Raw genomic sequence first — 25,692 nt, forward strand, 5'->3', positions numbered from 1 at the left:
CAGGGATTCAGGACCCGCGGCATGCTCGGGGTCGTAGGTCCACCTCAGAGGCAGTTGGCAGGCGTAGCCCGCCACGTAGCGCAGGTCGCTCAGCCGCTGAACCGCATAGGTGTATCCGCCGCAATCGTTGATTTCCATAATCGTCTTCCCTTCTCGCATATTTTCATGGTGTTCAGCTCTGGTATGCAAAGCTGGACTGTTGCTTTTTAGGTGTTGGCTGTCCTCGCTGTCGGTCTTCTTTCCCGAGCATTCGCGGGAACATGGAACGGGGTGCATTCAACAGTGAGACGCCGGCATAAGATCCGCATCCAAGATTTCTCTTGTTCGGTATCTACATTGTGGGGCGAAAGAATCTCTGTGGCAGAAAACTGCCTAACGGCATTGCACTGGGGTGATCCATGATTGACGGGATGCCCCTTAGCGCGGTGCTCTTCGGCTCTCCCAAGGATTTGGGGCGCCAAATGGACGAAAATCAACGAAAAAATGGGTATTCGACGCCCCAAAGAGCAGGATTCGGGTATTTGACGCCCCAAATATGTGGTGAGGAGGGACAGAATCACCAAGCTGGGGTTTGTGGAACTTCAAACAGGCAAACAAAAACCGGCCCCCATTCGGAGGCCGGTTCTATGTACAAGCTCCACAGTGCGGAATCTCTACACAACATCATCGTCGTAGCGGTAAGTCTTAAAATCCGCCCAACTTCACTGACCATACGCAGCCATTCACTCTTGTGGGCTCCGCTGTTCTGTTTTGCTTGCTACATCTATTATGCCCCACATGTTCGCGCTCGCAAGCCAAAATCAGGAAAAAGTCCGGAGATTTTTTAGCGGGGCGATGTCCCAGCTGCGGCGGTGTTGCGACGAGCCGGAACCGATGTCGAAGCTGCGGTTGGCATAGCATCCGAAGCCAAGACCGAAGTCGAGCTTTGGCGGGGGCTCCATTCGACCACATCGCCCGTCGTCTCTTGTCTCAGTATGCAGCCGGCTGGTTGGCTTGAGGCATGACTATGACCAACGACATGACCAGCGTACGACCTCCATCCGCCTTTCCACCATCTGCTCGCGAACCGTCGCCGACTCTGATTCGCGCTCGTCAGACCGCCGGCTCATCGATGCCGATGCAATCGGCGCAGACCTCGCAAGTCCAACAAATTCCACAAACGTCATTGGACGCGCGCCCGACCACTCCGCCAGGTTCTTCGCCCCGCCCGTCCTATCAGGAGCCGCCCTCCGTTCCCTTGCCCGATGATGTGCGATACATGCCTATGCCGCAGCCGGACCGTTTCTACACTCCTCCAACCACGCGCGTCAACCGCAATGATGCGGCCGCCGCGGCAGCGTCCCTGTCTCCGCAGCCGCAGCTACAGCTGTATTCCTCGCCTCAGTATGCCCAACCTCAGTACTCGCAATCTCAGTACGCTCAATCCCAGTACGTCGGGGCTGCCGGCCCCGATAGCGTTCAACAGGTTACTCCATCATTCGTGGCGCCGGCCATATCCTACGCAACAGCGCAATCCACAATGGCTCAGCCCGCTCCGCAATCCACGATGCCGCCCTCCTCAGCGTCTCAATCCGCAATGCCTCAGACGACAGCCAGTCCACGTCGCGGTCGTCATGTCACCACCGCATCGACCGGTGCGGTCGCCGCAACTGCCGATCCGCCGCAATCATCGTCAGCGTTGTCACGCATCCTTCCGTCGTCATCGCCGTCGCCATCCCGGTCGTCATCATCCCCATCATCGTCACGAGCCTTATCCCGTCCGAACGGACGTTCCCGTTCCCGTGGCACGGCCATCGGTCCAGCAATCACATCCCCGTCATTCGCCGCGTCCGCTCCCGGTGGCCAGGGCAGTGGCATCGTCATGTTCCTCTCATCCAGCGGCGGTGTGGGCGCCACCGTACTCACCGCACTGTGCGCGTGGCACCTGACCATGCGCAACCGCACCTGCGCGCTGGTCGATGCTGACTTCACCGCCGGCGGCATGGATGTCACACTCGGCATCGAAACGGAGCCGGGCATGCGATGGAGTTCCGTCAGCGCGCCACTGGGCAGAATCGAACCGCGCTCGCTGTTGCACGAACTGCCCGAATGGGAGGAGACCGTGGTGCTTGCCGCCGACCCGTGGAACGACATCGCACCCGATTGGTGGGAGGTGGACGCCGCCATGCGCGCGCTGACCGAGGCGTGTGAGATCGTGCTGGTCGACGGCGGCCACGCGGATTCGGAACACACACTGCGCATGCATGCCGGCGTGCGCGTGGTGGTGGTCGAACTCAGCGTACTCGGACTGGCAAGGGCCCGCGGACTGCTGATGCGTCTGAAGGAAAGCCACGGCTCCGGTGGTAGACACGGTGGGGGCAAACACGGTGGCGGAGTCCGTCATGGTGGTGCACGTACCCGTCAGGGAGTATTTCAAGGAGGATCCAGCTCAGCCGGAACCGCTGATATTCCCACGCTGCTTGTCGGCATCAAGCCCGCGGCCGCGCCACGGTCGGGAGTGGTCACCGTCGAAGAGGCCGAAGGATACCTTGGCTCGCCGTTGATCGCTGTCTTTGCGCACGACCGGTCGATCGGTAAATCTGTTCTGTCTGGCACTGGCATTCCCGCAGTCCCGCGACGATATCGCCGGTCGCTGGACGCGTTGTGTGATCGTCTGGAAATGGAGTGTCGCAATGAATGATGGTACGTATCGCAGCGCCGACTACGACGACTCCTATGCCGCCACGCCATCCGGCGAGCGCCTGGTGTTCGGGCCGTTGGGTGAGCTCGCCGACGAGGAGGGCGTCACGGACGTGGCTGTGACCTGTGACGGTCGCGTGTGGGCGGATTGCGGTGCGGGCATGGAAGAGCGTGAACTGGCGGTGGGGTTCCGTTCGCCGCAGATCGTGCGTGAATATGCGGTGCAGTTGTGTGCGCAGTTGGGGCACCGGTTGGACGATTCGCATCCGATCGCGGATGCGGCCACGGTGGATGGGGTGCGTATTCATGCGGTGATCGCGCCGTTGGTGGCGCAGGGCGCCGCGTTGTCAATTCGTTTTCCCGATCGTGCGTTGGCGCGATTGGATTCGCTGGGCCAGTCGGGATTGTTCCCGTTGCAGTGGATGCCGCTGCTGAAGGCGTTGGTTGCCGGGCGGGCCACGGTGCTGATTTCCGGTGGTACGGGTACGGGTAAGACCACGTTGCTCAAGGCGTTGCTGGCGGAGTGCGATGAGCGTGAGCGCATTGTGAGCGTGGAGGAGATTCGTGAGCTGGGTGGTCTGCGGCATGGCAATCATGTGTCGCTGGTGGCGCGCGAGGCGAACGTGGAGGGTAAGGGCGCAATCGGCTTGCCGGATCTGGTGAAGGCTACGCTGCGTATGCGACCGGATCGTGTGGTGCTGGGGGAGTGCCGTGGCGAGGAGATCGCCGACCTGTTGCGTGCGTTGAATTCCGGCCATCATGGCGGCATGGCCACGGTGCATGCGGATGGCGTGGGGCGTGTGCCGGCGCGACTGTCCACGTTAGGGTTGCTGGCTGGGCTGAGTCCGGTGGCGTTGGCGATGCTGGCCGAGGGTGCGTTCGACGTGGTGATTCATCTGGAGCGTGAGTGTGGTGTGCGTAGGATCTCGCAGATCGGCTGTTTGCAGGCGGCGCCGGATGGTACTCTGATCGGTCGGCCGATCTGCGAATGGGACGGTCGTGGCGAGCCGGTGACGTATCGCCCGTTGTGGGATGAGTTCGTGGCGAAATGGCGTGTGCCGGGCGCGGTTTCGCTGGCCATGTCATCCCGGTCTTCGCAACGTTCCGTGCCGTCCGTTCATGCGTCTCGCATGTTGCCGAAGACGCCGGTGCGGCCACGATCCCGCGCTCCCGCATTGCCGCCGCGCACGGATGGCCGGTGATTGAGATGAGTCCCCTGGCTGCCGGCATGATGATCGGCGTGATGATATGGATGATATGTGGTGGTAGCGCCGATCGGACGGAACGATTGTCGGGGCTGCGCCCGTCGCCGGCACGACCGTCGTCGCGGATCGGCATCGTGGCCGTATTGTCGTCGATCACGTCGTTCGTGCGCAACGGCGGCACCGTGGTCGAGGCGTTCGAGGAGCTCGCCGAACGGTCGTATCCGTCTCCGACGATCACCGTGGATCGTGCGATGGAAGTGTTCGATGCCAAACGCGGCGATGACGAAACGGCGGATCGTGCGTGGCGAGTGGCGGTGAACGTGACCATGGCATGTCAGGTAAGCGAACTGCTCGGATGCGAAACCGCGCGATGCCTGTCCGCCGTATCGGCCGCATATCGTCGCGAATGCCTGATGGAGGCATCCCGTTCACAGGCGCTGGCCATGCCGGAATCCACGATGAAACTGCTTGCCGCACTGCCGGTCGTCACGGTTGTGCTGGGCGAGATCATGGGCGCCGATCCATTGGCGTTCCTGTTCGGTTCTCTGTACGGATGGCTGTGTCTGTTGGGCGGACTGACCTGTTACGGCATCGGTTTGTTATGGATCGACGCGCTGACTAAGCCGTTGCGAAGTGACGCCGAAACGGGCCGAGGACGGGCGGGCAGGGCGTGACATGACGGCAGAACTCTGGGCGTTCGCCGCCGCAGTCATGACGGCGACAACCATATACCTGTGCGTGATCGGTACGCGATGGGCACCACTCGTAGGGGACTGGGGCGGGAAGCGGCGGATACGTCCGGCCGTCGCGCTGGTGCTGGAGATGATCGCCGTCGCAGTGCGTCAGGGAGCGTCGATTCCGCGCGCACTGGAGGTGATCGGGGAAGTATGTTCGCGCGCCGGTGGGAGTGGCGGCGGTGCCGGCCACGTCGGCGATGACCATGATCTCGGCAGCGAGATGATCCGTGTGGCGCGCGCCCTGAACCGCGGCGCCGACTGGGACAACGCATGGGGAGTGGCCGACCCGGATGGGCCGGACGCGGCCGCGCTCGCCGTGATCCGCTCCGCGTTGGAACCGTCGTGGAAGCACGGAATCTCACCGCTGCTGCGCATCGAAACGACGATTGAACAGATCGATCGCGAAGAGAGGCAGCGGATCGAGGAGGCCGCGGCGAAGCTGTCGGTGAGGGTGCTTGTGCCCATGGGCCTATGCTTCCTCCCCGCCTTCATCCTCATCGGCGTAATCCCCTCCATAGTCTCCTTCGCCACGGGGTAGCTAATCTCCCGCGCATTTGGAATCGGCTTACGGCCGATGCCGTGTTGTGTTCCCGCTGTCACGGGAACATTCCACCTCATCCGTCGGCTGACGCCGACACCTTCCCCTCGAGGGGAAGGCGGCATTACCGGATATGACCGCATAGGTAAACGCAGGCTTCCCCTTGAGGGGAAGCTGTCACGCGCAGCGTGACTGATGAGGTGACCCGTTTCGCGTCAGCGAAACACAACACAGCATCGCCGCAGGCGATTCCAAAAACACCTCACATCCCAACACCACTCACAACACAAAGGAGCCCGCCTCATGCCCAACACCAGTAACCCCGCCCTTCGCGCCTACGCCCAAAAGCTCCGCCGCAACATGACCGCTGAGGAGCGCAGACTCTGGAACGGATTCCTTCGGTCATTGCCGTTCACCGTCAATCGTCAGAAAGTCATCGGGAACTTCATCGTCGACTTCTACTGTGCTCGGGCGAGACTGGTCATTGAACTGGATGGATCCCAGCATTACCGGAAGACAGGCAAGGCTGCCGACCATGCGAGGGATGCGTTTCTGAACTCACTTGGCCTGACCGTGCTGCGGTACTCGAATCTGGATATCAACAGGAATTTCACGGGCGTGTGCGCGGATATCGCGAGGCATTTGCCGTAGGGAGACGCTGCATGATTCGACGTTGTGTGGGTATTGAATCGGCCTGCGGCCGATGCTGTGTTGTTGTGTTCCCGCTACCGCGGGAACATTCCACCTCATCAGTCACGCTGCGCGTGACAGCTTCCCCTCAAGGGGAAGCCTGCGGACGGTGATATCCTGCTCGCCTGGCGGCTCAGCCTAAGGGGAAGCCTGCGTTTACCTATGCGCCCGTATCTGGTAATGCCGCCTTCCCCTCGAGGGGAAGGTGTCGGCGTCAGCCGACGGATGAGGTGGAATGTTTTGCGTCAGCGAAACGGGGCGCAGCATTGGCGTAGACGATTCCGAGGGGGTTGCATTCGACCACATTGGGTGGGAAGCGTGGACTGGCGGCGGGGAATTCAACAGACTGGGAACAGCTCCGGAGCTACCTATCACAACAAGACAAACAATCAACAAATAACCGCAATCAACTATGTCCAAATCACCCCAGAAAGGAATCATCATGGACGTCATGCTGGATGCCTCGCCGCCTGCCGCGACGGGCATCGTCGATCGAATGAAGAACATGGCCCAACGCGTGAACGAGAAGATCTGTCTGCTCGATGCGCGTGGCCGCCTCCGCACCGTCACCGAACAGCCCGAATCCGGTCTGGCCACCGCCGAATACGCGGTGGTGATGATCGCCGCCACCGGTTTCGCCGGATTGCTCGTCGTGATTCTCAAGTCGGGCGCCGTCGAAGGCCTGCTTAACGGTCTGGTCGAACGGGCCCTGTCCGTCGCCAACTGATCGGAGTGAGCCATGGCGAACACGATGAGACACGACCGAACGTCGCGTGAACGGAGGCAAGGGCAGGAGCGAATCCGAGATCGTATTCAAGAACTGCCGCATGCATTGCAACACAGCGATCAAGGAACCGTCACAGCGGAGTTCGCCGTGGTTCTGCCAACGGTGATGATGGTGGCGTTGCTGCTGCTGTCATCGGCCCGGGCGGTGATGGTTTCGATGAACTGTCAGGAAGCCGCCCGGGTTGCCGCCCGGGAGATGGTGGTCGCGTCAGACGGGGAAACGGATCCGTCCGATGTGGTCGCCCGTATAGCCGGGCCTCGCGCAACGGTGCGCGTTGATGAGAAACAAGATCAGATCACCGTGACCACACGTTGCCCGGTGGGGCCGGGGCCGCTCGGCATGCTGCCGGTGGCGGTGGAAGGAGAGGCGGTGGGACTGCGCTATGAGTAAGCGAGCGGGGGAGAGCGCAAACGGGCGAGGAAATGCCAGAGACGTGGAACCTGCGGTCTTGGAATCCCCTCATCAGTCACGCATTCGCGTGACAGCTTCCCCCCGAGGGGAAGCCGGGCTTCAGATACGTGCGCATATGCGGAATTGCATTATTCGCTTGAAAGAACACGCGGATGAACGATTCTCCGATGAAGGGTCGGGAACCGTTGCCGGGGTGGGATTGATACTGATGGTCGGCGTGCTGTTGGGCGCGATTCTTGCGCTCGGCAACGTGCTTCATTGCAAGACCGTGGCCGGCACGGCCGCCGATTCCGCTGCGTTGGCCGGCGCTACGGCGCTGTATGAATCCGCCGGCGACCCGTGTGCTGTTGCGAAACGATTGGCGAAGAAGAACCACGCAACACTTGAAACGTGTAGAACGCTCGACGAGGACGTGATTGTGACGGTACGTGTGAAAACCCGCATCCCACTCGTTGCAGATGTTCGAACTGCCGCTCGCGCCGGGCCGAAGGATTGCGTCACGGGGAACCCGACGACGCAGGCAACGGCGTCGAGCGGCAGTGAAAAGAACTTCTGAACCGATTTCGGCCTACTTCGTTGCGTTCTTCTTCGCGTTGACGAACCAGTAGGCGAGCGCCACGAAGATCGCGCCTCCCACGATGTTGCCCAGCGTGGCCGCGGACAGGTTGTACAGGATGCCCTGCACGGTTACCGCGTCCGCGCCGGCAGCCTGCGCGCCGAAACCGAGCATCTTGGAGACGAGACCGACGGGCAGGAAGAACATGTTTGCCACGCAGTGTTCGAAGCCCATGGCCACGAAGCCGGCGATCGGCAGCAGGATGCCGAGTACCTTGTCGGCCACGGAGCGGGCGGAGAAACCGATGCGCACGGCCAGGCACACGAGGATGTTGCACAGGATGCCGCGGAAGAACAGCGTGAACCAGTCGGGCGTGATCTTCGAGGCGGCGGTGGCCACGGCGGTGTTGCCCACCGCGCCGTCGTTGAGCCCCATCGTTCCTGCGAGTGCGATCAGCGTGACGAGCACGAGTGCGCCGGCGAGGTTGCCGAACCAGACGATCACCCAGTTTTTCAGCATGGCCGGCCAGGAGATCTTGTGTGCGGCCAGGTCGGAGGCCATGAGCGAGTTGCCGGTGAACAGTTCCGCGCCACAGCAGAGCACGAGAACGAGGCCCATGCAGAATGCGAGGCCGCCGACGAAGCGCTTCGGACCCCAGGTCATGGCCGGGTCGCAGGTGACGATGAGGAAGAACAGGGCGCCGAAGCCGATGAACGCGCCGGCGAACATGGCGGAGACGAATGCTTTGCCACCGGTGAGCTGGGTCTTGGTGACGCCGGCCTTCTCCACGGCCTCCTCGGTCTCGGCCGGGGTGAGCGCGTTCACGTTGATGATCGGCGTGAGGATCGAGGGCTGGGTGGTCACGTGTACCTCGTTGGACTGCGTGGTGCCGGCATTCGTTGCCGGGGTGCCGTTGTTCGGCATGGGGTTCCCTTCTCTAGGAATCAATGTTCTGATGCGTCTGTCGTGTCGTCACCGACCGCGACCGGGCGTCGTTTGCCGCACACCATATTCACCCAAAGCGCCGACTGTCGTCCTCGTTGTTCCCACTATTTGCAACGCAGTGGTGCGGTGTGGTCGCGGGTGTGCAGGGTTTTGCCGGCGACTCTGTGGACATGTGACGGTGTACGCCGCCGCCATCGTGCAGTTCGCATAGTATGGTGACGGCGTTTTGAGACAATACGGTATGGTGATCGTTTCGGTTTGCGGACCGGATCGTAAGGGATTGGAATAGCAGTATGGCTTTGGCATTGTATAGGCGGTATAGGCCCGACACCTTCGACGGCATTGTGGGTCAGGACCAGGCTGAGCCGTAAAGCCGACAGTCCGGTGGACTGTCGGTAGGCGATGCGAGCGCGATGCATTGAGCGCGAGGTCTGAGAAAATACAGTATGGTGACCGCTTCGGTTTTCGTATTCGGTGATAAGGGATTGGAATAGCAGTATGGCTTTGGCATTGTATAGGCGGTATAGGCCCGACACCTTCGACGGCATTGTGGGTCAGGACCAGGTCACCATTCCTTTGTCCCGCGCCCTCGACGAGGGCAAGCTCACGCACGCGTACCTGTTCTCCGGTCCACGCGGCTGTGGCAAGACGAGTTCCGCGCGTATTCTCGCCCGCTGTGTGAACTGTGAGAAGGGCCCGACGTCGCATCCGTGCGGCGAGTGCGAGTCGTGCCGTGATCTGGCGACCGGCGGTCCTGGTTCGATCGACGTGGTGGAGATCGACGCCGCCAGCCACAACGGTGTGGAGGATGCCCGCGAACTGCGTGAGCGCGCCGGTTTCGCGCCGGCCCGCGACCGCTATAAGATCTTCATTCTCGACGAGGCGCATATGGTCACGCCGCAGGGCTTCAATGCGCTGCTCAAGATCGTTGAGGAGCCGCCGGAACATGTGCTGTTCATCTTCGCGACCACCGAGCCGGAGAAGGTGATCGGCACGATCCGTTCGCGTACCCATCATTACCCGTTCCGTCTGGTGCCGCCCGAGATCATGGGTCCGTACTTGGAGGATATCTGCGGCAAGGAGGGCATCAAGCCGGAGCCGGGTGTGCTCAAGCTTGCCATGCGTGCCGGCGGCGGTTCCATGCGTGACACGCTGTCCGTGCTCGACCAGCTGATGGTCGGTGCCGTTGACGGTGTGATCGCCTATGATTCCGCGGTCGCGCTGCTTGGTTTTACGCCGGACACGCTGATTTCCGAGGCGATCGACGCGGTGATCGATCGCAATGGTGAGCAGTTGTATTCGGTGATTCAGAAGGTGATCGTCGGTGGTTTTGATCCTCGTCGCTTTGTGGAGGATCTGCTGTCGCGCGTGCGCGACCTGCTGGTGCTGACGATCGCCGGCGAGCGCGCCGAGTCTGTGCTGAGCGATGATGCCGAGGCGGAGGATCGTGATGATCTGCGCCGTCAGTCGTCCGCACTTGGCCTGACCCGACTGACGCAGATCGCCGACGTGATCAACGCCACGCTTGGCGCGATGAGTGGTTCCACGTCGCCGCGTATGCGTCTGGAACTGCTGGCCGCCAAACTGCTGGTGCCGCAGAATGCGATCGCCGTTGCCGGTGTCGGCTCGTCCGGAACCGCTGACGCGTCGGCTGGCGCGGCCGGACAGTCCGGGAATCCCACCGGCGGCAATGCCGGTACGCCTGCGAGTGGCGTACGCGGCGGTGGTTTTGCCGGCGCCAAGCGCAACCAGCCCTCGGCCTCGTCGACGTCCGCCGTGTCGTCTTCCGCGGCTTCCTCTTCCGTTCGCCCCTCTGTGGGGGGATCTGGCACGTCTGGCGTGACCGGGGGAGCTTCCAACACCAGCGCCATCCCATCCTCCGACTGGGCGTCGTCTTCCGCGACCAGCAGCGCATCCGTGGATTCCACGCCCGCGCAACCCGCGTCCGGCGCCGACGCTTCCGCCGCGGAACCCGCCGACACCCGCACTCCCGACGAGAAGTGGGATGCTCTGATCGCTTCCCTGCCTGAGGACGTGCGCAAGTACGTGTCCCGTGATCGTGTGCCGCGCATCAATCTTGCGCCGAACCCGAAGAACGGCCGCATGTGCCTGTGGATCAAGTTCGACAAGGCCATCAACAAGTACGCGTTCGCGCTGGCGGTTGCATCGGAGAGCGTGAACGGCCACACCAAGGTGGTTGACATTCTGCGTGAGGCGACGCATGAGATGTTCGGCAACGATATCCAGCTCGCCCCCACCAAGAAGATGGCGGACGGTCAGGTGGCACCGCCGTTCGGCAAGCTGCCGCCGGCCGAACAGCAGCAGATCAAGGCCAAGCTGCTTCAGGCCAGTCTCGGTGGCATGACCGCCGGCGCCGTGGCACAGTCGTCCCAGTCGCGCGCTCACAACGACGGCGAGGACGGGGCACAGTCCGCGCATGATGCCGATACCGACGTTCACCGAGCCGGCGTAGTTTCCCCCGGCCCGGACGGTACACGTTTCGCCGGCCCGGATGCCGAACCCGACGGTTGGGGAGCGCCGGCTGCATCGGCGAACACGTCATCCGTACCCGGCGACGGAGATCCGTGGGGAAATGATCCATGGGCGAATCCCACGTCATCGGCATCGTCCCCGACTTCCGACGTAACGCCCGGCGCATCGCATCAGACGTCTGAACCCGAACCCGCGTCGGGCGAGGACCCGTGGGCGTCTTCCGAGCCGGCGGCCGGCGACGATCCGTGGGCCAGCCCTGCAAGCGGCCAGAACGACGGAGCGTCCGTTCCCGCCGACGGATATCAGGATCTGTCGCAACGGCACACCGAACCGAAGGCCGAACACCACGCCAAGCATGTGGCGGTACCCGACCTGTCCGACGACGAGGATCCGTGGGCGTCTTCCGCGCCGCAGCCTGCGTCGGTGCAATCGTCGGCGGAACCGTCTGGACTGCAACCCGGAATCGGTCCGCAGCCTACTGCACAGCAGCCCGCCGGTCCCGCGCCGCAACCTGCCGCGCCCGAACATCACTTCAATCCGAACGCACGATTCGGCCAGCAGACGCCGAACGGTTTCGGCGGACCGGGACAGTACGGTCAGCCCGGTCCTGGTCAGCCCGGCCAACCCAACGGTTTCGGACAGCAGGCCGCCGGCGGCGTGGGCAACCCCGCGCCCGGTGCGAGCCCGAACGCCTACCCCGTGCCGCAGGTCGACCCGGACGAGGACGAATACTCCATGTCCGACGAGTCGCTCAGCGTACGCAACGCGATGAATCTCGACGACCTCAAGCGGTTCTTCGACGTCAAGAGCGTGGAGACGCTCGCGCCCGACGATCCAAACAATCCGCGCAACATCGTCGCCAAACGCAAGGCGGCCAGCGAAGAGGAATAGAAACGATGAACACAGGAAGCGGAGGAGCACACGATGGCATTGGCGTATGACGGGGCGATCCAGAATCTGATCGACGCATTCTCACGACTGCCCGGCATCGGGCCGAAGGGCGCGCAGCGCATCGCCTTCTACCTGCTCGGCGCGGACGAACAGGAGGCGCGCGAACTCGCCGACGCCATCACCGAGGTCAAGGCCAAGGTGCGGTTCTGTGAGATCTGTGGCAACGTGTGCGAAACCAGCCCCTGCCCGATCTGCGAGGATCCGCGCCGCGACCGCAGCGTCATCTGCGTGGTGCAGGAGCCCAAGGACGTGATGAGCATCGAACGCACACGCGAATTCCGCGGCCTCTACCACGTGCTCGGCGGCGCGATCAACCCCATGGCCAACGTGGGCCCCTCCGACCTCAACATCCCACAGCTGCTGCAGCGGCTCAGCTCCGGCGAGGTGCACGAGGTGATCATGGCCCTCAACCCGAACATCGAGGGCGAGGCCACCACCACCTACATCTCGCGACTGCTCGGACCGCTCGAGGTCAAGGTCACGCGTCTGGCCAGCGGTCTACCCGTCGGATCCGATCTGGAGTACGCCGACGAGATCACGCTCGGACGCGCGCTCGCCGGTCGTCGAGAGGCCTGACGTTCGTAGGGAACGTGCGTACCGTAGAACGATTGACGCGCCGCGGTTGTCCAAATGTTGGCGACAGCATGTTTTCCGTAGCATCGCAGCCCTTATAATCTTGCCGTTTGCGTACACTATGTGACTACTTGTGCACCAAGCGACCGAAACACGATTCCCACGGAATGCGGCACCGGACTGCCGTGCGTCGCGCGGGATCACGACGGCAACAACGAGATGGGACTGAAGTGGCACTTATCGTTCAGAAATACGGTGGCTCATCGGTGGCTGACACCGATTCGATCAAGCGCGTGGCCAAGCGCATCATCGACACCAAGAAGAAGGGCAACGACGTGGCGGTGGTCGTCTCCGCAATGGGCGACACCACCGACGATCTGATCGATCAGGCACTTGACATCGACTCCCAGCCGCCGGAGCGCGAGATGGACATGCTCATGACCGCAGGTGAACGCATCTCCATGAGCCTGCTTGCCATGGCGATCCACGCGCAGGGTGCCCGCGCCCACTCGTTCACCGGTCAGCAGGCCGGCTTCCTCACGGACGCCCGCTACGGTGCCGCGCATATTCGCGCCGTGAAGCCCAAGCGCGTGGCCGAGGTGCTCGCCGATGGCGACGTGGCGATCGTGGCCGGCTTCCAGGGCATCAATGCCAAGGGCGACCCCACCACGCTCGGTCGTGGTGGTTCCGACACGTCCGCCGTGGCACTGGCCGTGGCGCTCGATGCCGACGTGTGCGAGATCTACACCGACGTGGACGGCATCTTCACCGCCGATCCGCGCATCGTGCCCACCGCCCGTCGCATTCCCGCGATCTCCTACGAGGCGATCCTCGAGATGGCCGCCTGCGGTTCCAAGGTGCTGGCGCTGCGCTGCGTGGAATACGCCGAGCGCTTCAACATGCCGCTGCATGTGCGCAGCTCCTTCTCGCATCGTCCGGGCACGCTCGTACTGCCCGACGGCGTGGACCCGCGCAGCATTCCGAACCTGCAGTAGCCGATTTTCGTCGGCCTGCGACAGGCGGGTTCGATGATCGAACCAACCTGTCGGATGTGCCGAAACCCTTAGCAAGACAATCAGAACGTAAACGTAAAGGTGACAACAATGAGCAACGATAACCAGTCCATGGGCGACCTCTTCCCCGACCTCGGCCCGGAGGATCCGGTCGTTTCCGGCATCGCGCACGATCGTTCCGAGGCGCAGGTCACGCTGCGTCGCATCCCCGACCGTCCGGGCGTGTGCGCGTCGATCTTCACGCAGCTGGCCGACGCCGGCGTGAACGTCGACATGATCGTGCAGGCCGCCGCCTCCACCGGCACCGCCGACGTGTCGTTCACCACGTCCGAGTCGCAGATCCGCGACGTGGAGAACATCCTCGAATCCAAGCGCGAGGAGCTTGGCTACGAGTCCGTGGACTTCAACACCTCCGTCGGCAAGGTCGCGCTCGTGGGCGTGGGCATGAAGACCCACTCCGGCATCGCCGCCACCTTCTTCCGCGCGCTGAGCGAGAAGAACATCAACGTGCTGATGATCTCCACCTCCGAGATCCGCATCTCCGCCATGGTGCCGCTCGAGGATCTCGACGACGCCGTGCGCGCCATCCACACCAAGTTCAACCTCGACGCCGACCAGGTGGAGGCCGTGGTCTACGGCGGCACCGGCCGCTGACCGTCCGCGACTTCGGAACGGCATCGAAACCGAATCGGAACCAACGGACTGACGTTACAGCCTGAAGAAAAAGGAGCCACACAATGGTACAGATCAACGACAAAGGCGTGAACGTAGCGGTGCTGGGCGCCACCGGTCAGGTGGGCATGGTCATGCGTCGCATTCTCGACGAGCGCAACTTCCCCGTGAAGGACCTGCGCTTCCTTGCTTCCGCGCACTCCGCCGGAGCCGTGCTCAACTGGCGCGGTCATGACATCACCGTGGAGGACGTGGCCAAGGCCGATCTTTCCGGCATCGACATCGCGATCTTCTCCGCCGGTGGTGGCACGTCCAAGGTGTGGGCCCCCAAGTTCGCCGAGGCCGGCGCCTACGTGATCGACAACTCCTCCCAGTGGCGTATGCACGACAACGTGCCGCTGGTCGTGGCTGAGGTCAATCCCGAGGATCTGGACGACGTTCCGGATCGCATCATCGCCAACCCGAACTGCACGACCATGGCGTGCATGCCGGCCATGAAGGCGCTGTCCGACGAGTTCGGCCTCAAGCGTCTGATCGTCAGCTCCTACCAGGCCGTGTCCGGCGCGGGTCGCGCCGGCGTGCTGCAGCTCATGAACGAGGCCAAGGCCGCCGTTGAGCAGGGCGCCGACAAGCTCGTGTTCGACGGCAGCGCGATCGACTTCCCCGAGCCGACCAAGGTGGTGCGCACCATCGCCTTCAACGCCGTGCCGTTCATCGGCGCGATCGTGGACGACGGCAGCGAGGAGACCGACGAGGAGCAGAAGCTGCGCAACGAGAGCCGCAAGATCCTGCACCTGCCCGACCTCAAGGCCAGCTGCACCTGCGTGCGCATCGGTGTGTTCACCTCCCACGGCATGAGCATCAACGCCGAGTTCGAGAAGGACGTGACCCCGGACCAGGCCCGCGAGGTGCTGGCCAAGGCCCCGGGTGTGGAACTCAACGACATCCCCACCCCGCAGCTCGCCGCCGGCAAGGACCCGAGCTTCGTGGGCCGTATCCGCCAGGATCAGGCGGTGGACGGCAAGAAGGGCCTGTCCATGTTCATCACGAACGACAACCTGCGCAAGGGCGCCGCGCTCAACGCCATCGAGCTCGCCGAGATCGTGGCGAAGAAGCACTTCGCCGACCAGCTCTGATCAGAGCGAGACCGCGCGGCTTGATCGCGTGTGATCCCCTCAGTCTGTGTAACCGACTGAGGGGAGCCGTTTCGCTTATTGCACGAGGGAGGGATCGGTGCCTTTTGTGGTACCGAATCCCTCCCTCTGTCATGACTGCGTCATGACATCTCCCTCCCTTGGAGGGAGAACTTTCTTATTGAGTCTCTTACTCGGTGCTCCCTCCAAGGAAGGGGGCTGGCCGCTGCAGGCGGACTCTGAGGGAGGGATGGAATCTAGCGTCGTTCCGCTTTCCCACAGGCCCTATGTCTGCCCGGCTGGCATACTGGGGATATGTCTGAAGCATCCGTGGAAGCGCAAAAGCAGCTCGACCGAATCGTGGCGTTGGGATACCCCGACGTGGCCGACATGACGGCCGCCGCATTCCGGGCACTCGCCACCCCGATCATCAACGCCCTGGCCAAATCCGACCTGGGCTCCAACATTCTTCTCGTACCCACGCGCGAACTCGTGTCCCCCGAATCGCTGATCGCACGAACCAGCATCAACCGCATGGCCGGCTTCACCACCATGCCGCCGCGCGACATCGCCAGCTTCCTGCCGCAGGACGGCTTCGAGCCGCCGGAAGGGCCGTTCTACATCGTCGTGGATCCGCACACCGGCACCAAGTACACGAACCGCGAGCCCGACATCGCGCGCAAGCTCGTCGAATCCGACGGGCGACTGCCACTCACACTGGAGGAGGGCCTCGCCATCGCCACCCAGCACCCGGACTGGCTGGTGCACAAGAACGGCTTCAACCTGCTCGGATCGCGCAGCGCCGACGGTCGCGTGCCCAGCATCTGGATGAGCCAGAACGCGCCGCGACTGGGAGCCGTATGGCCCACCAGCAAGCACACGTGGCTGGGCAACGCCTACTGCATGGGACGTCGCGGCGTTTCGCTGTTCCATTATCTGTGAGGGGTTTACTGTAAAGCCCTCCCCCAGGCTAAATTCTGCGTGCTCCCTCCGAGGGAGGGAGCTGGCCGCATCAGGCGGACTGAGGGAGGGGCACGTCGGGTTGGGGACGGCGCTAGGCCTTGGGCTTGCGGCTCTTGCGGCGCACGGCGGAGACGACGCCGCCCACCACGAGCGTGACGCCCATGACCACCAGAGCGAGGATCGCGAGGATCGTCCACATGCTCAGCGACATGGAGAAGCCGAACAGCCAGGATCCGCCGAGCCCGCCGAGCGCGAACAGGGCGACCAGCGTACCCCAGATGATCGTGGGCGTGCTCGGTCCCTTGCGGTATTCGATCTTCGGAGTGTACGGCTGGGCCATGTTCGGCGCGTACTGGTTCCAGCCCGGATAGTTCTGATACGGCGAGCCCGCCGTGGCCTGTGCGGTGTTGCCGGAACCGGGGTAGCTGTTGCGCTGCGCCTCGTCCGCATAGCCCTGCGCCGCTGCCTGCTGCTGGCTCCACGCCGCCTCCTGCGGATTCATCGGCTGCTCCGGCTCCGGCTGGTCCGCCATCGGCTGGCCTTGCGGATACTGGTTCTGAGGTTGTTCCGGCGTCGGCTGTGCTGCTCCGTCCGTCTCGTATTCGGTGCCGGCGAGCGTCACTTCGGGCTTGCCGATGATCGGCTGCGTGGGCAGCGCGTCGGCATTCGGCTCGGTCGGGTTCGCTTCGATGTCATCGGTGGCGGCGTTATCGGTGGCCGGAGTGCTGGCCGGAGCGTTGACCGCGTCGGTTCCGACGCCGCCATCATCATTCACACCGACTGGCGGCATGGTCTCCGTCGGCGCGTTCTGCGTTCTGATGCGATCCGGGTCGAGCGTCTGCGTGGGCATGTCGTCGTTCGTCGTCGTGTCGTTGACCGGCATTACGCGTGTCTTCTGCGGGTCCTGCTGGTTATGGGGATCGAGGTTGGTCATGATATCTCCTTGAAAAATCTCGTCATTGAAACTTGCCGTGAATGAAAACGGTCGTCGGCCAACGGTCAGTCGTCGTATCCGTGGCCGTGGAATCCGCTGTGCGACATGTCGAGGGAAACGTTGGAGAACACCGAGTCGCCGGTGAGTACGAGCGCGCTGCTTGAACCGGAGTCGTCCAACGTCGTCAGTGCTCCGTCATTGCTGATGGTCGAGCTGAACGTGCTGTCGATGTTCGACACGACCTTGCAGCCGGACGGCAGTTCGATCTCCAGATCGGAGAACGCGAGGTCGAGACCAAGATCGCCGGTGGGGCAGGCGGAACCGGGGTACACGCTGCCCCAGTCGGACAGGTCAAGCTCCACCGACGAGAACGCGGCATCCAGTCCGGTGGTCTGCAGCATGTCGAGATCGGCGGCGTGATAGGTGCGGTCGGTGAATGTCACTTCGGTGCCGTAGGTGGCGCCGGTCATGTAGTTCGCGCCGGGCAGCGCGACGTACGCACACATCGAGGCGATAAGCGCCACGATGGTCAGCGGGATCAGACCGCCGGACTTGCGGCCGGTGAATCCGACGATGATCGTGACCAGGCCGAGCAGGAACGTGACCGCCAGAATCCATACGGACACCATCGTGACGGCGGTCGGCAGCTCATAATGACGGCCGAACGCCATCAGCGCGATCAGACCGGCAAGCGACAGCAGGATCAGACCGGAGACGATGCCCACCACCACGGGGCCGGCCGGCTTGCGACGATAGACCACGGACGGCTGGACGGGCTGAGGACGAACGGGGCCGAAATACGGTGCCGGACCAGGCTGCTGCGGCGCGGCACCGGTGAAATTCGGTCCGGCGGGATTGACGTTCGGATTCGTGTTGGGCATGGCGTTGCCTCCAGCCGGAGTCGTCGGATTGGTGGGGGCCGGACCGTTCGACCCGCCGAAACCGTTGCCGTTGTTGGCTTCCGGCTGATTATTGCCGCCGTTCTTGTCACGGTTGTACAGCAGGATCGCGGCGACGATCAGCGCCACGAACAGCGGGATCGAAATGAATGGCACGGCGAACACGCTGCCGGGGCAGCCGATGATCATGAACAGAATCGACATCCAGAACGGTGCGGGGAACCGGCCGTGAACCAGCGCCTCCTCGGCGATGATCGTGCCGTCGCGTTCGTCGGGAAGCAGGAACCAGGCCAGACCGTAGAGCAGCGCGCCGAATCCAGCGGCGCAGAAGAACGCGAACCAGATGATGCGGATGATCAGCGGATCCCATCCCAGACGGTTCGCGATCGCGCCGGACACACCACCGATCCAACGGTCAGTGCTGCGACGAAGACCGAGCGAACGAATCCAGTTGAAGAACCGGCTTCCCGCAGGCTGATTCGGCGCCGACTGGCCAGGCTGATTCGGGGTCTGACCCCACTGGTTCGGGCCTGCCTGATTCGGATCCGTCTGGTTCGGGTCCTGCTGATTGAACTGGCCGTACGGATCCGTGCCGGCGTACGGGTTCGGATTGCCCTGGGCGTTCGCGCCGCCTTGGGAAGCGGGATCGTTGTAGGGGCCCGGCTGCTGGCCGGAGCCAAAGGGGTTGTTCGGATTGCCTGACGTCATGATGCTCATCTCCCTGGGTCGTCCTTCGCCGTTGCCGTGCCGGCGAACGTCGTGTGCGATGTCGCGTGGCTGATTGCGCAGGTCAAGGACGATGCGTTCTTGTTTTTCCTGATGTTTTCCTTGTTGATTCCATTCCACCGCAAAACCGGCCACCCCGCTATGGGGGAACACCCTGAAAGAACCCTGAACCAGGCTCCACCCACCCCGAATCCCCCTCATTCCCCCGAATGAGATTGCTACGCTGGAGTGTGGAACGAGCCGCGTGACGGTGCGGAAGCGGTTGGTGGAATCGGCCAGTGACATGCCGTGGGAGCGGCCGGTGGCGCGTCGTGGAATCGGCCGGTGGCCGATGCTGTGTTGATGGCGGCCGGTGGCCGCGATCACCTCATCAGTCAGCTTCGCTGACAGCTTCCCCTCGAGGGAAAGCCGGATTTCCGGGGGATTGGTCAGGACCCTTATATGCCGGCTTCCCCCTTGGGGGAAGCTGTCGAGCGGATGCGAGACTGATGAGGGTCTGCGGCCAACGGCCGCCAGCAACGCCGTATCGGACGAAGTTCGATTCCAATCAACTCCACGCCGACACGAGAAAGGGAGACATGATGGATAAGCAGAGAACCGGAACGCCGCCTCAGCAGCAGTCCTCGTCGTCCCCGACTCCGCCGGTCTTCGATTCGCCGTTGCGGCGGACCACGCTGAGTTCGCTCGTCGACGCGGCCAGCCGTGCGGCCAATACGGCCAAACCGGTCCGCCCGGCGACCGTGGGTGTAGTCATCGGACTGATCGGCGCGCTCGCCATCGGACTGGGCATCTGGGGCACGCTCTCCGGTCTCCCCGCACAGATCGTGGTCGGACTCGCACTGGTGTTCATCGGCGTGACCGTCGGGTGGGCGCAGATGAGCTTCATCATGGACGACCGACTTCACCCCGACGCCCACACCGGCAAATTCACCATCGTCGTGACCGTCGCCAGCATCGTCGTCACCATCGTCGGCGTACTCGCCATGTTCAGCCTCACCATGTCTCTGGGAACGCTGCTCAAAGGCGCGCTCGCCGGACTCGTCATGATCGCCGCGCTCGCCATCATCATCGCGCCATGGTGGATCAGTCTGATCGCCGACCTTGGCATGCAGCGGGCGCAGACCGCACGCGAGGAGCTGCGCGCCGACATCGCCGCACGACTGCACGACTCCGTACTGCAGACGCTCGCGCTGATCCAACTGCAATCCGCCGACTCCGCCAAGGTGGCCGCGCTCGCCCGCGCGCAGGAACGCGAGCTGCGCGAATGGCTGTACGGCGATCCGGAGTCCACCGCGGCCGCGGCCAGTGCCGGAACAACTCCGGCAGCGAACTCGGCGGTCCAAACGCCGAACGGTGCACCGCGCCCGGCGATGAACCCGGCAACGAACCCGGCGGTGGGTCCGAAGGCTACGCCTCCGACCTCGCAAACCATGCCGGTCACGTCGGTGCCCAACGCACGGCCTGCGCCCGCATACCCTGTGCCAGCACGGACATCAACCGCTCCGGAACCGTTCTCCCGCGTGCTCAAACGGATCGCCGCCGGCGTGGAGGACTCATGCGAGCGGCCGATCGACGTGGTGACCGTGGGGGAGTGCGCGTATGCGCCGGCACTGTCGTCACTGCTCGACGCCGCCGCCGAAGCCATGAACAACGCCGCCCGACATGGCGCCCCGCCGATCTCCGTCTACATGGAGGCGAACGATTCCAAAGTGCAGGTGTTTGTTCGCGACCACGGCGACGGGTTCGATGTGAACCAGCTGCCAGTCGGCCATCTGGGGGTCAAGGAGTCGATCATCGGGCGCATGCGCAGATCCGGCGGAACCGCCGAAATCGTCTCCCGGCCAGGCTGGGGCACGGAGGTTCGACTCTCCCAGCCGTTGTAGTCTGCCGGCCGGTGCGGTCGGCCGCGGTAAGGTGAAGAAAACGACGACGATGAGTGACAACGAGAGTGACAACGAGAGTGACAACGATGAGTGACGAGGAGCGGGAATGACACAGGCAGCGCAGCCGAATCAGCCGACGACAACGGGAGTGGCGCCGTCGGAACCGTCTGCCGGACGATCCGTGCGCATCGGCGTGGTGGACGACCACGATCTGTTCCGAGCGGGCGTGATCGCGGCCATCACCGGCGGATCCGACGACATCGAGATCGTCGGGCAGGCGGGCGACGTGGAGTCCTCGGTGCGGATGATCGCCGAAACCCAGCCCGACGTGGTGCTGCTCGACGTGCACGTGCCCGGCGGCGAGGGCGGCGGCGGATCCGAGATCATCCTGCGCAGCGTGCCGTACGCGCCGCACACGCTGTATCTGGCGTTGTCCGTGTCCGACTCGCCGGCCGACGTGGGCGCGGTGATCCGTGCCGGTGCTCGCGGCTATGTGACCAAGACCATCACCGCGCAGGACCTGATCGCATCGATTCATCAGGTGGCGGAAGGCTACGCCGTGTTCAGCCCCAAGCTGGCGGGATTCGTGCTCAACGCGCTCGGACCGGGTAGTCCGCAGAACGGGGGAGCGGGTGCCGCTGCGGGCGGCGTCGGTGGCGGCATGGGCGGCCAGACGAACGCCGACTACAATCCCTACGCCACGCAGTCGCCGAATCAGGCGCCGGCGCCGGTGCCCGACGACGACATCGACATCGACGTGCTCAGCCCGCGCGAGCAGGAGGTCATGCGGCTCATCGCCCGCGGCTACTCCTACAAGGAGGTGGCCGCCGAACTGTTCATCTCCGTCAAGACCGTGGAGACGCACGTCTCGAAGGTGCTGCGCAAGCTGCAACTGTCCAACCGCGGCGAACTCGCCCGCTGGGCCGCCTACCGCCGCATCGTGTGAGCCCCGGTCGTGGCGGGGCGGTTGGTGACTGGCGGTGGTGGGAATGGGATCGGGCTTCGCCCGATGCTGTGCTGCTTGCGGCCTGTGGCCGCGAACACCTCATCAGTCAGCTTCGCTGACAGCTTCCCCTCAAGGGGAAGCCGGGTTTCCGGGGATCGGCCCGGCCCCTTATATGCCGGCTTCCCCCTTGGGGGAAGCTGTCGAGCGGATGCGAGACTGATGAGGGTACGCGGCCACCGGCCGCCATCAACACAGTATCGGCCATAGGCCGATTCCGCACTCCTCTACCCGCTCCCATGACTTGGCTTCTGCGCGCATAGTACATGGCCGGTCGTGGCGGCTTCGGTGTTTCTGTTGTTGCCGGCTTGTAAACTGGGAAAGTTGGCGGCCGAGGGACCGCCTAAAGTTTCAGCGCAAACGGCGCTGCACTATACAGAAAAGGAGGAAGTTATGGGCCAGGATCACAACCCCGACGTTGAATCGGTATTCGATCTTGCAGCCGCTGCTGCGGCATCCAACGGAGGGAACAACGACCCGCTGCTGCCTCCGGCTCGTTTCATCGGCTCCCCGCAGAAGCCGAGCCGCATGCCGTACAACAAGTACGCATCCTACGAACTCCAGGTGCCGTTCAGCTTCCCTGAGCGCACGTGGCCGAACAAGACGTTCAAGCGCGCCCCGCGTTGGTGCTCCGTCGATCTTCGCGACGGCAACCAGGCGCTCGTCAACCCAATGGACTCCGAGCGCAAGCTGCGCTTCTGGAACCTGCTCGTCTCCATGGGATACAAGGAGATCGAGGTGGGCTTCCCGTCCGCTTCCGAGACGGACTTCGACTTCATCCGCATGCTCATCGAGCGTGAGCTCATCCCCGACGACGTGACCATCGTGGTGCTCACCCAGTGCCGCGAGCACCTGATCCGTCGCACCTACGAGGCTCTGCGCGGCGCCAAGCGCGCGATCGTGCACTTCTACAACTCCGTCTCCGTGCTGCAGCGCGAGGTCGTGTTCCGCAAGAACCGCGCGGAGATCAAGAAGCTCGCCACCGACGCCGCCGAACTGTGCAAGGATCTTGAGGGCGAGGCCGAGGGCATCGACCTGTACTACGAGTACTCGCCGGAATCGTTCACCGGAACCGAGCCGGAGTACGCCGTCGAGGTGTGCAACGCCGTGATCGACGTGATCAAGCCGACGCCGGACCATCCGATGATCATCAACCTGCCGGCCACGGTGGAGATGACCACGCCGAACGTGTTCGCCGACCAGGTGGAGTACGTGTCCACGCATCTGAAGGATCGCGACTCCATCGTGCTGTCCCTGCACCCGCACAACGACGAGGGCATGGGCGTGGCCGCCACCGAGCTGGGCGTGCTGGCCGGCGCCGACCGCGTCGAGGGCTGCCTGCTGGGCAACGGCGAGCGCACCGGCAACGTCGACCTCGTCACGCTGGGCCTGAACCTGCTCACGCAGGGCGTGGATCCGCAGATCGACTTCTCCAACGTGCCGGAGATCCGCAAGACGGTGGAGTACTGCAACCAGATCAAGATCTCCGAGCGTCACCCGTACGCGGGTAACTTCGTGTTCACCGCGTTCTCCGGTTCGCATCAGGACGCCATCAAGAAGGGTCTCGAGGCCCGTCAGATGGCCGCCGACCGTGCCGACGCCGATCTCGACAAGTTCGTGTGGCTCGTGCCGTACCTGCCGATCGATCCGAAGGACATCGGCCGCAGCTACGAGGCCATCATCCGCGTGAACTCCCAGTCCGGCAAGGGCGGCATGGCCTACCTGCTCAAGACGAACCACAACCTCGACCTGCCGAAGCGTCTGCAGGTGGAGTTCGACAAGATCGTGCAGAAGTACGCCGACGACACCAAGAAGGAAGTCAAGGACGAGGACATCTGGCGCCTGTTCAAGGACGAGTACCTTCCGGTGGAGTCCGGTGGTGCCACCGCGGCTGGCCATGTGGTGGGCGACACCACCGACGAGACGCTCAAGCAGTGGGGTCGTCTCAAGCTGCTCAAGGTGTCCGTCTCGTCCGGCGAGGATGGTTCCGACACCGTGCTCAAGGCCCGTCTGCTCGACCGCGGCACCACGCCGGGTGCCGAGCCGATCGAGCGTGACCTGTCCGGTGTGGGCAACGGCCCGATCGCCGCGTTCATCAACGCCGTGTCCACGCTGGGCATCGACGTGTCCGTGATGGATTACGTGGAGCACACGATGACCGCCAGCACCGACGCCATGGCCGCTTCCTACGTGGAGTGCGAGATCGGTGACGCTCCCGAGACCAAGGTGATCTGGGGCGTGGGCATCGACTCCTCGATCATCACCAGCTCGCTGAAGGCCATCATCTCCGCGATCAACCGCTCCGAGCGCTGATTCGCCGAGCCGCTGATATAGCGTATATAGCGTAAAGGGTCCGACCTCCGTAAAGGAGATCGGACCCTTTTGCGTATGCCAGAGGCATTGGTATCGATCTGCGATCGATGTCGTATTATCGCGGCCTGTGGACGGCCCACCTCATCAGTCACGCTACGCGTGCCAGCTTCCCCTCAAGGGGAAGCCGGGTTCAAGGGGATGAATCTGCCTGCGTATTTCTGGCTTCCCCCTTGGGGGAAGCTGGCAGCGAAGCTGACTGATGAGGGTACGCGGCCACCGGCCGCCAGCAACACAGCATCGACCGCAGGCCGATTCCATTACTACAAAAAAGGTGGCAGTCACGACTCATATCGTGACTGCCACCTTTTTGCCGTACCTGCCCTACCGGGAAGCCCGCCGGCCTACTGGCCGAGGTTGATGTTGGGCAGGTCGACGGTGCCGTTGCCTACCGTGCCGCCGTTGTTGTTGGTGGTGCCGCCGTTGTTGTTGGTGGTGCCGCCGTTGTTGTTGGTGCCACCGGTTCCGGTGCCGCCCGAGTTCTCGGTGCCGGTTCCGGTGCCGCCACTGGTTCCGGTGCCGCCGGTGGTTCCGCTGGTGCTGCCCGAACCGCTTTCGGTTCCGGTCGTCCCCTCGGTGCTGGTCGATCCGCCGGTTGTGCTGCTGCCGGTTCCGCCGTTGGTGCCGCCCGAGTTTTCGGTGCCGGTGGAGGTGCCTTCATCGGTGGTGTCGGAGCTTTCGGACTTGTTCTTGTTGGTCGTACCGGACGAGGACGACGACGAGCTCTTCTTGCTGCCGGTGCCCCAGGTGCCGTCGCTGCCGCCGATCGTGCCGTCGTCCTTGGCCGTGGGGAACTCCTCGTCCTTGGCGCCGGACAGCGCCTGCTTCATGTACTTGGTGAACATGTGCGCCGGGTAGCCGGAGCCGTGGCTGTAGCCGGCGAAGGTGGGCACCTCCTCGGCGGTGCCGCCGTCGCCCGGATACCAGATGGCCATGTACGTGAGCACGGACGGCGTGAAGCCGACGAAGCTCGCCGCCTTGCTGTCGTTTGCCGTACCGGACTTGCCGGCCATGGTCAGACCGATGGAGTTGGCTTCCTTACCGGTACCGTACTTGATCGTGCCGGTCATGGCCTTGGTCACCAGCGCCACGTCGTTTGCGTCGAACACGCGCTCGGACGTGGTGGTGGACTTGTACAGGTCCTTGTTGTTGCCGTCGGTCACCTTGTTCACGATGTGCAGCGACACCTTCTGGCCCTGATTGGCGATGGTGGAGTAGCCGCGCACCATGTCGTACACGGTCAGACCGGAGTTGCCGAGCACCGTGTACGAGTCGTTGGCGATCGTGCCCTTGATGCCGGCGGTCTTGGCCGTGTCGATGATGGTCTGCGAGCCGAGATGCTGCGCCAGATCCATGTACACGGTGTTCACCGAGTTCGCGGTGGCCTTGTACAGATCAATGTAGCCGTAGCTCACGCCGCCGGCGTTGTTCATGGCCTGGGTGAGGCCGGGGAACGAACGCGGCGAGTTGCCGTTGAACGTGGTGCTCAGGTTCACGCCCTTCTGCACGGTGGCGAGCAGCGCGAACGGCT

General features: G+C 63.5%; 21 protein-coding genes. 17 read left to right on the top strand and 4 right to left on the bottom strand.

The window, feature by feature from the left end:
- Positions 1-1,861 precede the first annotated feature (1,861 nt).
- The 8 genes from Tam10B_RS10785 (at position 1,862) to Tam10B_RS10820 (ending at position 7,603) form a co-directional block, all read left to right on the top strand.
- The gene (locus Tam10B_RS10785) at positions 1,862-2,680 is read left to right on the top strand and encodes a hypothetical protein (protein WP_093961246.1); all 819 of its coding nucleotides are present in this window, start codon (positions 1,862-1,864) and stop codon (positions 2,678-2,680) included.
- Between the two features lie 61 nt (positions 2,681-2,741).
- Complete coding sequence (locus Tam10B_RS10790; RefSeq protein ID WP_233133704.1) at positions 2,742-3,881, top strand: CpaF family protein; 1,140 nt, start codon at positions 2,742-2,744, stop codon at positions 3,879-3,881.
- A 5-nt stretch (positions 3,882-3,886) separates the two neighbouring features.
- A complete protein-coding gene (locus Tam10B_RS10795; RefSeq protein ID WP_143248642.1) occupies positions 3,887-4,558 on the top strand; it encodes a type II secretion system F family protein in 672 nt (223 codons plus the stop codon).
- A 1-nt stretch (position 4,559) separates the two neighbouring features.
- Positions 4,560-5,159, top strand: a complete 600-nt coding sequence (locus Tam10B_RS10800) for a type II secretion system F family protein (RefSeq protein WP_093961249.1) — start codon at positions 4,560-4,562, stop codon at positions 5,157-5,159.
- 303 nt (positions 5,160-5,462) lie between these two features.
- A complete protein-coding gene (locus Tam10B_RS10805; RefSeq protein WP_093961250.1) occupies positions 5,463-5,810 on the top strand; it encodes an endonuclease domain-containing protein in 348 nt (115 codons plus the stop codon).
- Positions 5,811-6,291: 481 nt separating this feature from the next.
- Complete coding sequence (locus Tam10B_RS10810) at positions 6,292-6,576, top strand: DUF4244 domain-containing protein (protein WP_093961251.1); 285 nt, start codon at positions 6,292-6,294, stop codon at positions 6,574-6,576.
- A 12-nt stretch (positions 6,577-6,588) separates the two neighbouring features.
- Positions 6,589-7,026: a TadE family protein gene (locus Tam10B_RS10815; protein ID WP_233133703.1), complete on the top strand. Its 438-nt coding sequence runs from the start codon at positions 6,589-6,591 to the stop codon at positions 7,024-7,026.
- A gap of 136 nt (positions 7,027-7,162) precedes the next feature.
- Positions 7,163-7,603, top strand: a complete 441-nt coding sequence (locus Tam10B_RS10820; protein WP_158214206.1) for an Rv3654c family TadE-like protein — start codon at positions 7,163-7,165, stop codon at positions 7,601-7,603.
- Positions 7,604-7,615: 12 nt separating this feature from the next.
- Here Tam10B_RS10820 and Tam10B_RS10825 read toward each other — a convergent pair whose 3' ends face one another.
- A complete protein-coding gene (locus tag Tam10B_RS10825) occupies positions 7,616-8,527 on the bottom strand; it encodes a formate/nitrite transporter family protein (protein WP_093961253.1) in 912 nt (303 codons plus the stop codon).
- 519 nt (positions 8,528-9,046) lie between these two features.
- Here Tam10B_RS10825 and dnaX point away from each other — a divergent pair.
- The 6 genes from dnaX to Tam10B_RS10855 all read left to right on the top strand — a co-directional run bounded on the left by dnaX (position 9,047) and on the right by Tam10B_RS10855 (position 16,325).
- Positions 9,047-11,932 carry a DNA polymerase III subunit gamma/tau gene (gene dnaX / locus Tam10B_RS10830; protein WP_093961254.1) on the top strand — a complete coding sequence of 962 codons (2,886 nt, stop codon included), beginning with the start codon at positions 9,047-9,049 and terminating at the stop codon, positions 11,930-11,932.
- Positions 11,933-11,965: 33 nt separating this feature from the next.
- Positions 11,966-12,568 carry a recombination mediator RecR gene (gene recR / locus Tam10B_RS10835; RefSeq protein ID WP_093961255.1) on the top strand — a complete coding sequence of 201 codons (603 nt, stop codon included), beginning with the start codon at positions 11,966-11,968 and terminating at the stop codon, positions 12,566-12,568.
- Between the two features lie 227 nt (positions 12,569-12,795).
- A complete protein-coding gene (locus Tam10B_RS10840; protein ID WP_093961256.1) occupies positions 12,796-13,560 on the top strand; it encodes an aspartate kinase in 765 nt (254 codons plus the stop codon).
- A 108-nt stretch (positions 13,561-13,668) separates the two neighbouring features.
- Positions 13,669-14,232 (top strand): ACT domain-containing protein, encoded by a 564-nt coding sequence (locus tag Tam10B_RS10845; protein ID WP_198947596.1) that lies wholly within the window; start codon positions 13,669-13,671, stop codon positions 14,230-14,232.
- An 83-nt stretch (positions 14,233-14,315) separates the two neighbouring features.
- Positions 14,316-15,386, top strand: coding sequence for an aspartate-semialdehyde dehydrogenase (locus Tam10B_RS10850; RefSeq protein ID WP_093961257.1), 1,071 nt, complete (start codon positions 14,316-14,318; stop codon positions 15,384-15,386).
- A gap of 312 nt (positions 15,387-15,698) precedes the next feature.
- A complete protein-coding gene (locus Tam10B_RS10855; protein WP_093961258.1) occupies positions 15,699-16,325 on the top strand; it encodes a DUF5701 family protein in 627 nt (208 codons plus the stop codon).
- Between the two features lie 112 nt (positions 16,326-16,437).
- Here the strand turns inward: Tam10B_RS10855 and Tam10B_RS10860 are convergent, their stop codons facing one another.
- Positions 16,438-17,280, bottom strand: a complete 843-nt coding sequence (locus Tam10B_RS10860) for a hypothetical protein (RefSeq protein WP_093961259.1) — start codon at positions 17,278-17,280, stop codon at positions 16,438-16,440.
- A gap of 65 nt (positions 17,281-17,345) precedes the next feature.
- Complete coding sequence (locus Tam10B_RS10865) at positions 17,346-18,896, bottom strand: PspC domain-containing protein (protein WP_158214207.1); 1,551 nt, start codon at positions 18,894-18,896, stop codon at positions 17,346-17,348.
- Positions 18,897-19,483: 587 nt separating this feature from the next.
- On the opposite strand from Tam10B_RS10865, the gene Tam10B_RS10870 reads away from it, so the two are divergent.
- The 3 genes from Tam10B_RS10870 to leuA all read left to right on the top strand — a co-directional run bounded on the left by Tam10B_RS10870 (position 19,484) and on the right by leuA (position 24,104).
- Positions 19,484-20,788: a sensor histidine kinase gene (locus tag Tam10B_RS10870; RefSeq protein WP_093961261.1), complete on the top strand. Its 1,305-nt coding sequence runs from the start codon at positions 19,484-19,486 to the stop codon at positions 20,786-20,788.
- Between the two features lie 106 nt (positions 20,789-20,894).
- Entirely contained in the window at positions 20,895-21,734 is an 840-nt protein-coding gene (locus Tam10B_RS10875; protein WP_093961262.1) for a LuxR C-terminal-related transcriptional regulator, read from the top strand.
- 450 nt (positions 21,735-22,184) lie between these two features.
- Positions 22,185-24,104, top strand: a complete 1,920-nt coding sequence (leuA, locus tag Tam10B_RS10880; protein ID WP_093961263.1) for a 2-isopropylmalate synthase — start codon at positions 22,185-22,187, stop codon at positions 24,102-24,104.
- Between the two features lie 401 nt (positions 24,105-24,505).
- On the opposite strand, the gene Tam10B_RS10885 is transcribed toward leuA, so the two are convergent.
- A partial coding sequence (locus tag Tam10B_RS10885) for a penicillin-binding transpeptidase domain-containing protein (RefSeq protein WP_269843604.1) occupies positions 24,506-25,692 on the bottom strand: 1,187 nt, incomplete at its 5' end.

Source organism: Bifidobacterium vansinderenii, assembly GCF_002234915.1.
In the GTDB taxonomy this organism is placed as follows: domain Bacteria; phylum Actinomycetota; class Actinomycetes; order Actinomycetales; family Bifidobacteriaceae; genus Galliscardovia; species Galliscardovia vansinderenii.

Excerpts from the sequence above, each read along its gene's own strand:
- Tam10B_RS10815 (WP_233133703.1), top strand. The coding sequence starts at position 6,589 with ATGGCGAACACGATGAGACACGACCGAACGTCGCGTGAACGGAGGCAA.
- dnaX (WP_093961254.1), top strand. The coding sequence starts at position 9,047 with ATGGCTTTGGCATTGTATAGGCGGTATAGGCCCGACACCTTCGACGGC.
- recR (WP_093961255.1), top strand. The coding sequence starts at position 11,966 with ATGGCATTGGCGTATGACGGGGCGATCCAGAATCTGATCGACGCATTC.
- Tam10B_RS10825 (WP_093961253.1), bottom strand. The coding sequence starts at position 8,527 with ATGCCGAACAACGGCACCCCGGCAACGAATGCCGGCACCACGCAGTCC.
- Tam10B_RS10855 (WP_093961258.1), top strand. The coding sequence starts at position 15,699 with ATGTCTGAAGCATCCGTGGAAGCGCAAAAGCAGCTCGACCGAATCGTG.
- Tam10B_RS10845 (WP_198947596.1), top strand. The coding sequence starts at position 13,669 with ATGAGCAACGATAACCAGTCCATGGGCGACCTCTTCCCCGACCTCGGC.
- Tam10B_RS10805 (WP_093961250.1), top strand. The coding sequence starts at position 5,463 with ATGCCCAACACCAGTAACCCCGCCCTTCGCGCCTACGCCCAAAAGCTC.
- Tam10B_RS10820 (WP_158214206.1), top strand. The coding sequence starts at position 7,163 with ATGCGGAATTGCATTATTCGCTTGAAAGAACACGCGGATGAACGATTC.
- Tam10B_RS10785 (WP_093961246.1), top strand. The coding sequence starts at position 1,862 with ATGTTCCTCTCATCCAGCGGCGGTGTGGGCGCCACCGTACTCACCGCA.
- Tam10B_RS10870 (WP_093961261.1), top strand. The coding sequence starts at position 19,484 with ATGATGGATAAGCAGAGAACCGGAACGCCGCCTCAGCAGCAGTCCTCG.
- Tam10B_RS10810 (WP_093961251.1), top strand. The coding sequence starts at position 6,292 with ATGGACGTCATGCTGGATGCCTCGCCGCCTGCCGCGACGGGCATCGTC.
- Tam10B_RS10850 (WP_093961257.1), top strand. The coding sequence starts at position 14,316 with ATGGTACAGATCAACGACAAAGGCGTGAACGTAGCGGTGCTGGGCGCC.
- Tam10B_RS10875 (WP_093961262.1), top strand. The coding sequence starts at position 20,895 with ATGACACAGGCAGCGCAGCCGAATCAGCCGACGACAACGGGAGTGGCG.
- Tam10B_RS10860 (WP_093961259.1), bottom strand. The coding sequence starts at position 17,280 with ATGACCAACCTCGATCCCCATAACCAGCAGGACCCGCAGAAGACACGC.
- Tam10B_RS10795 (WP_143248642.1), top strand. The coding sequence starts at position 3,887 with ATGAGTCCCCTGGCTGCCGGCATGATGATCGGCGTGATGATATGGATG.
- Tam10B_RS10800 (WP_093961249.1), top strand. The coding sequence starts at position 4,560 with ATGACGGCAGAACTCTGGGCGTTCGCCGCCGCAGTCATGACGGCGACA.
- Tam10B_RS10865 (WP_158214207.1), bottom strand. The coding sequence starts at position 18,896 with ATGAGCATCATGACGTCAGGCAATCCGAACAACCCCTTTGGCTCCGGC.
- leuA (WP_093961263.1), top strand. The coding sequence starts at position 22,185 with ATGGGCCAGGATCACAACCCCGACGTTGAATCGGTATTCGATCTTGCA.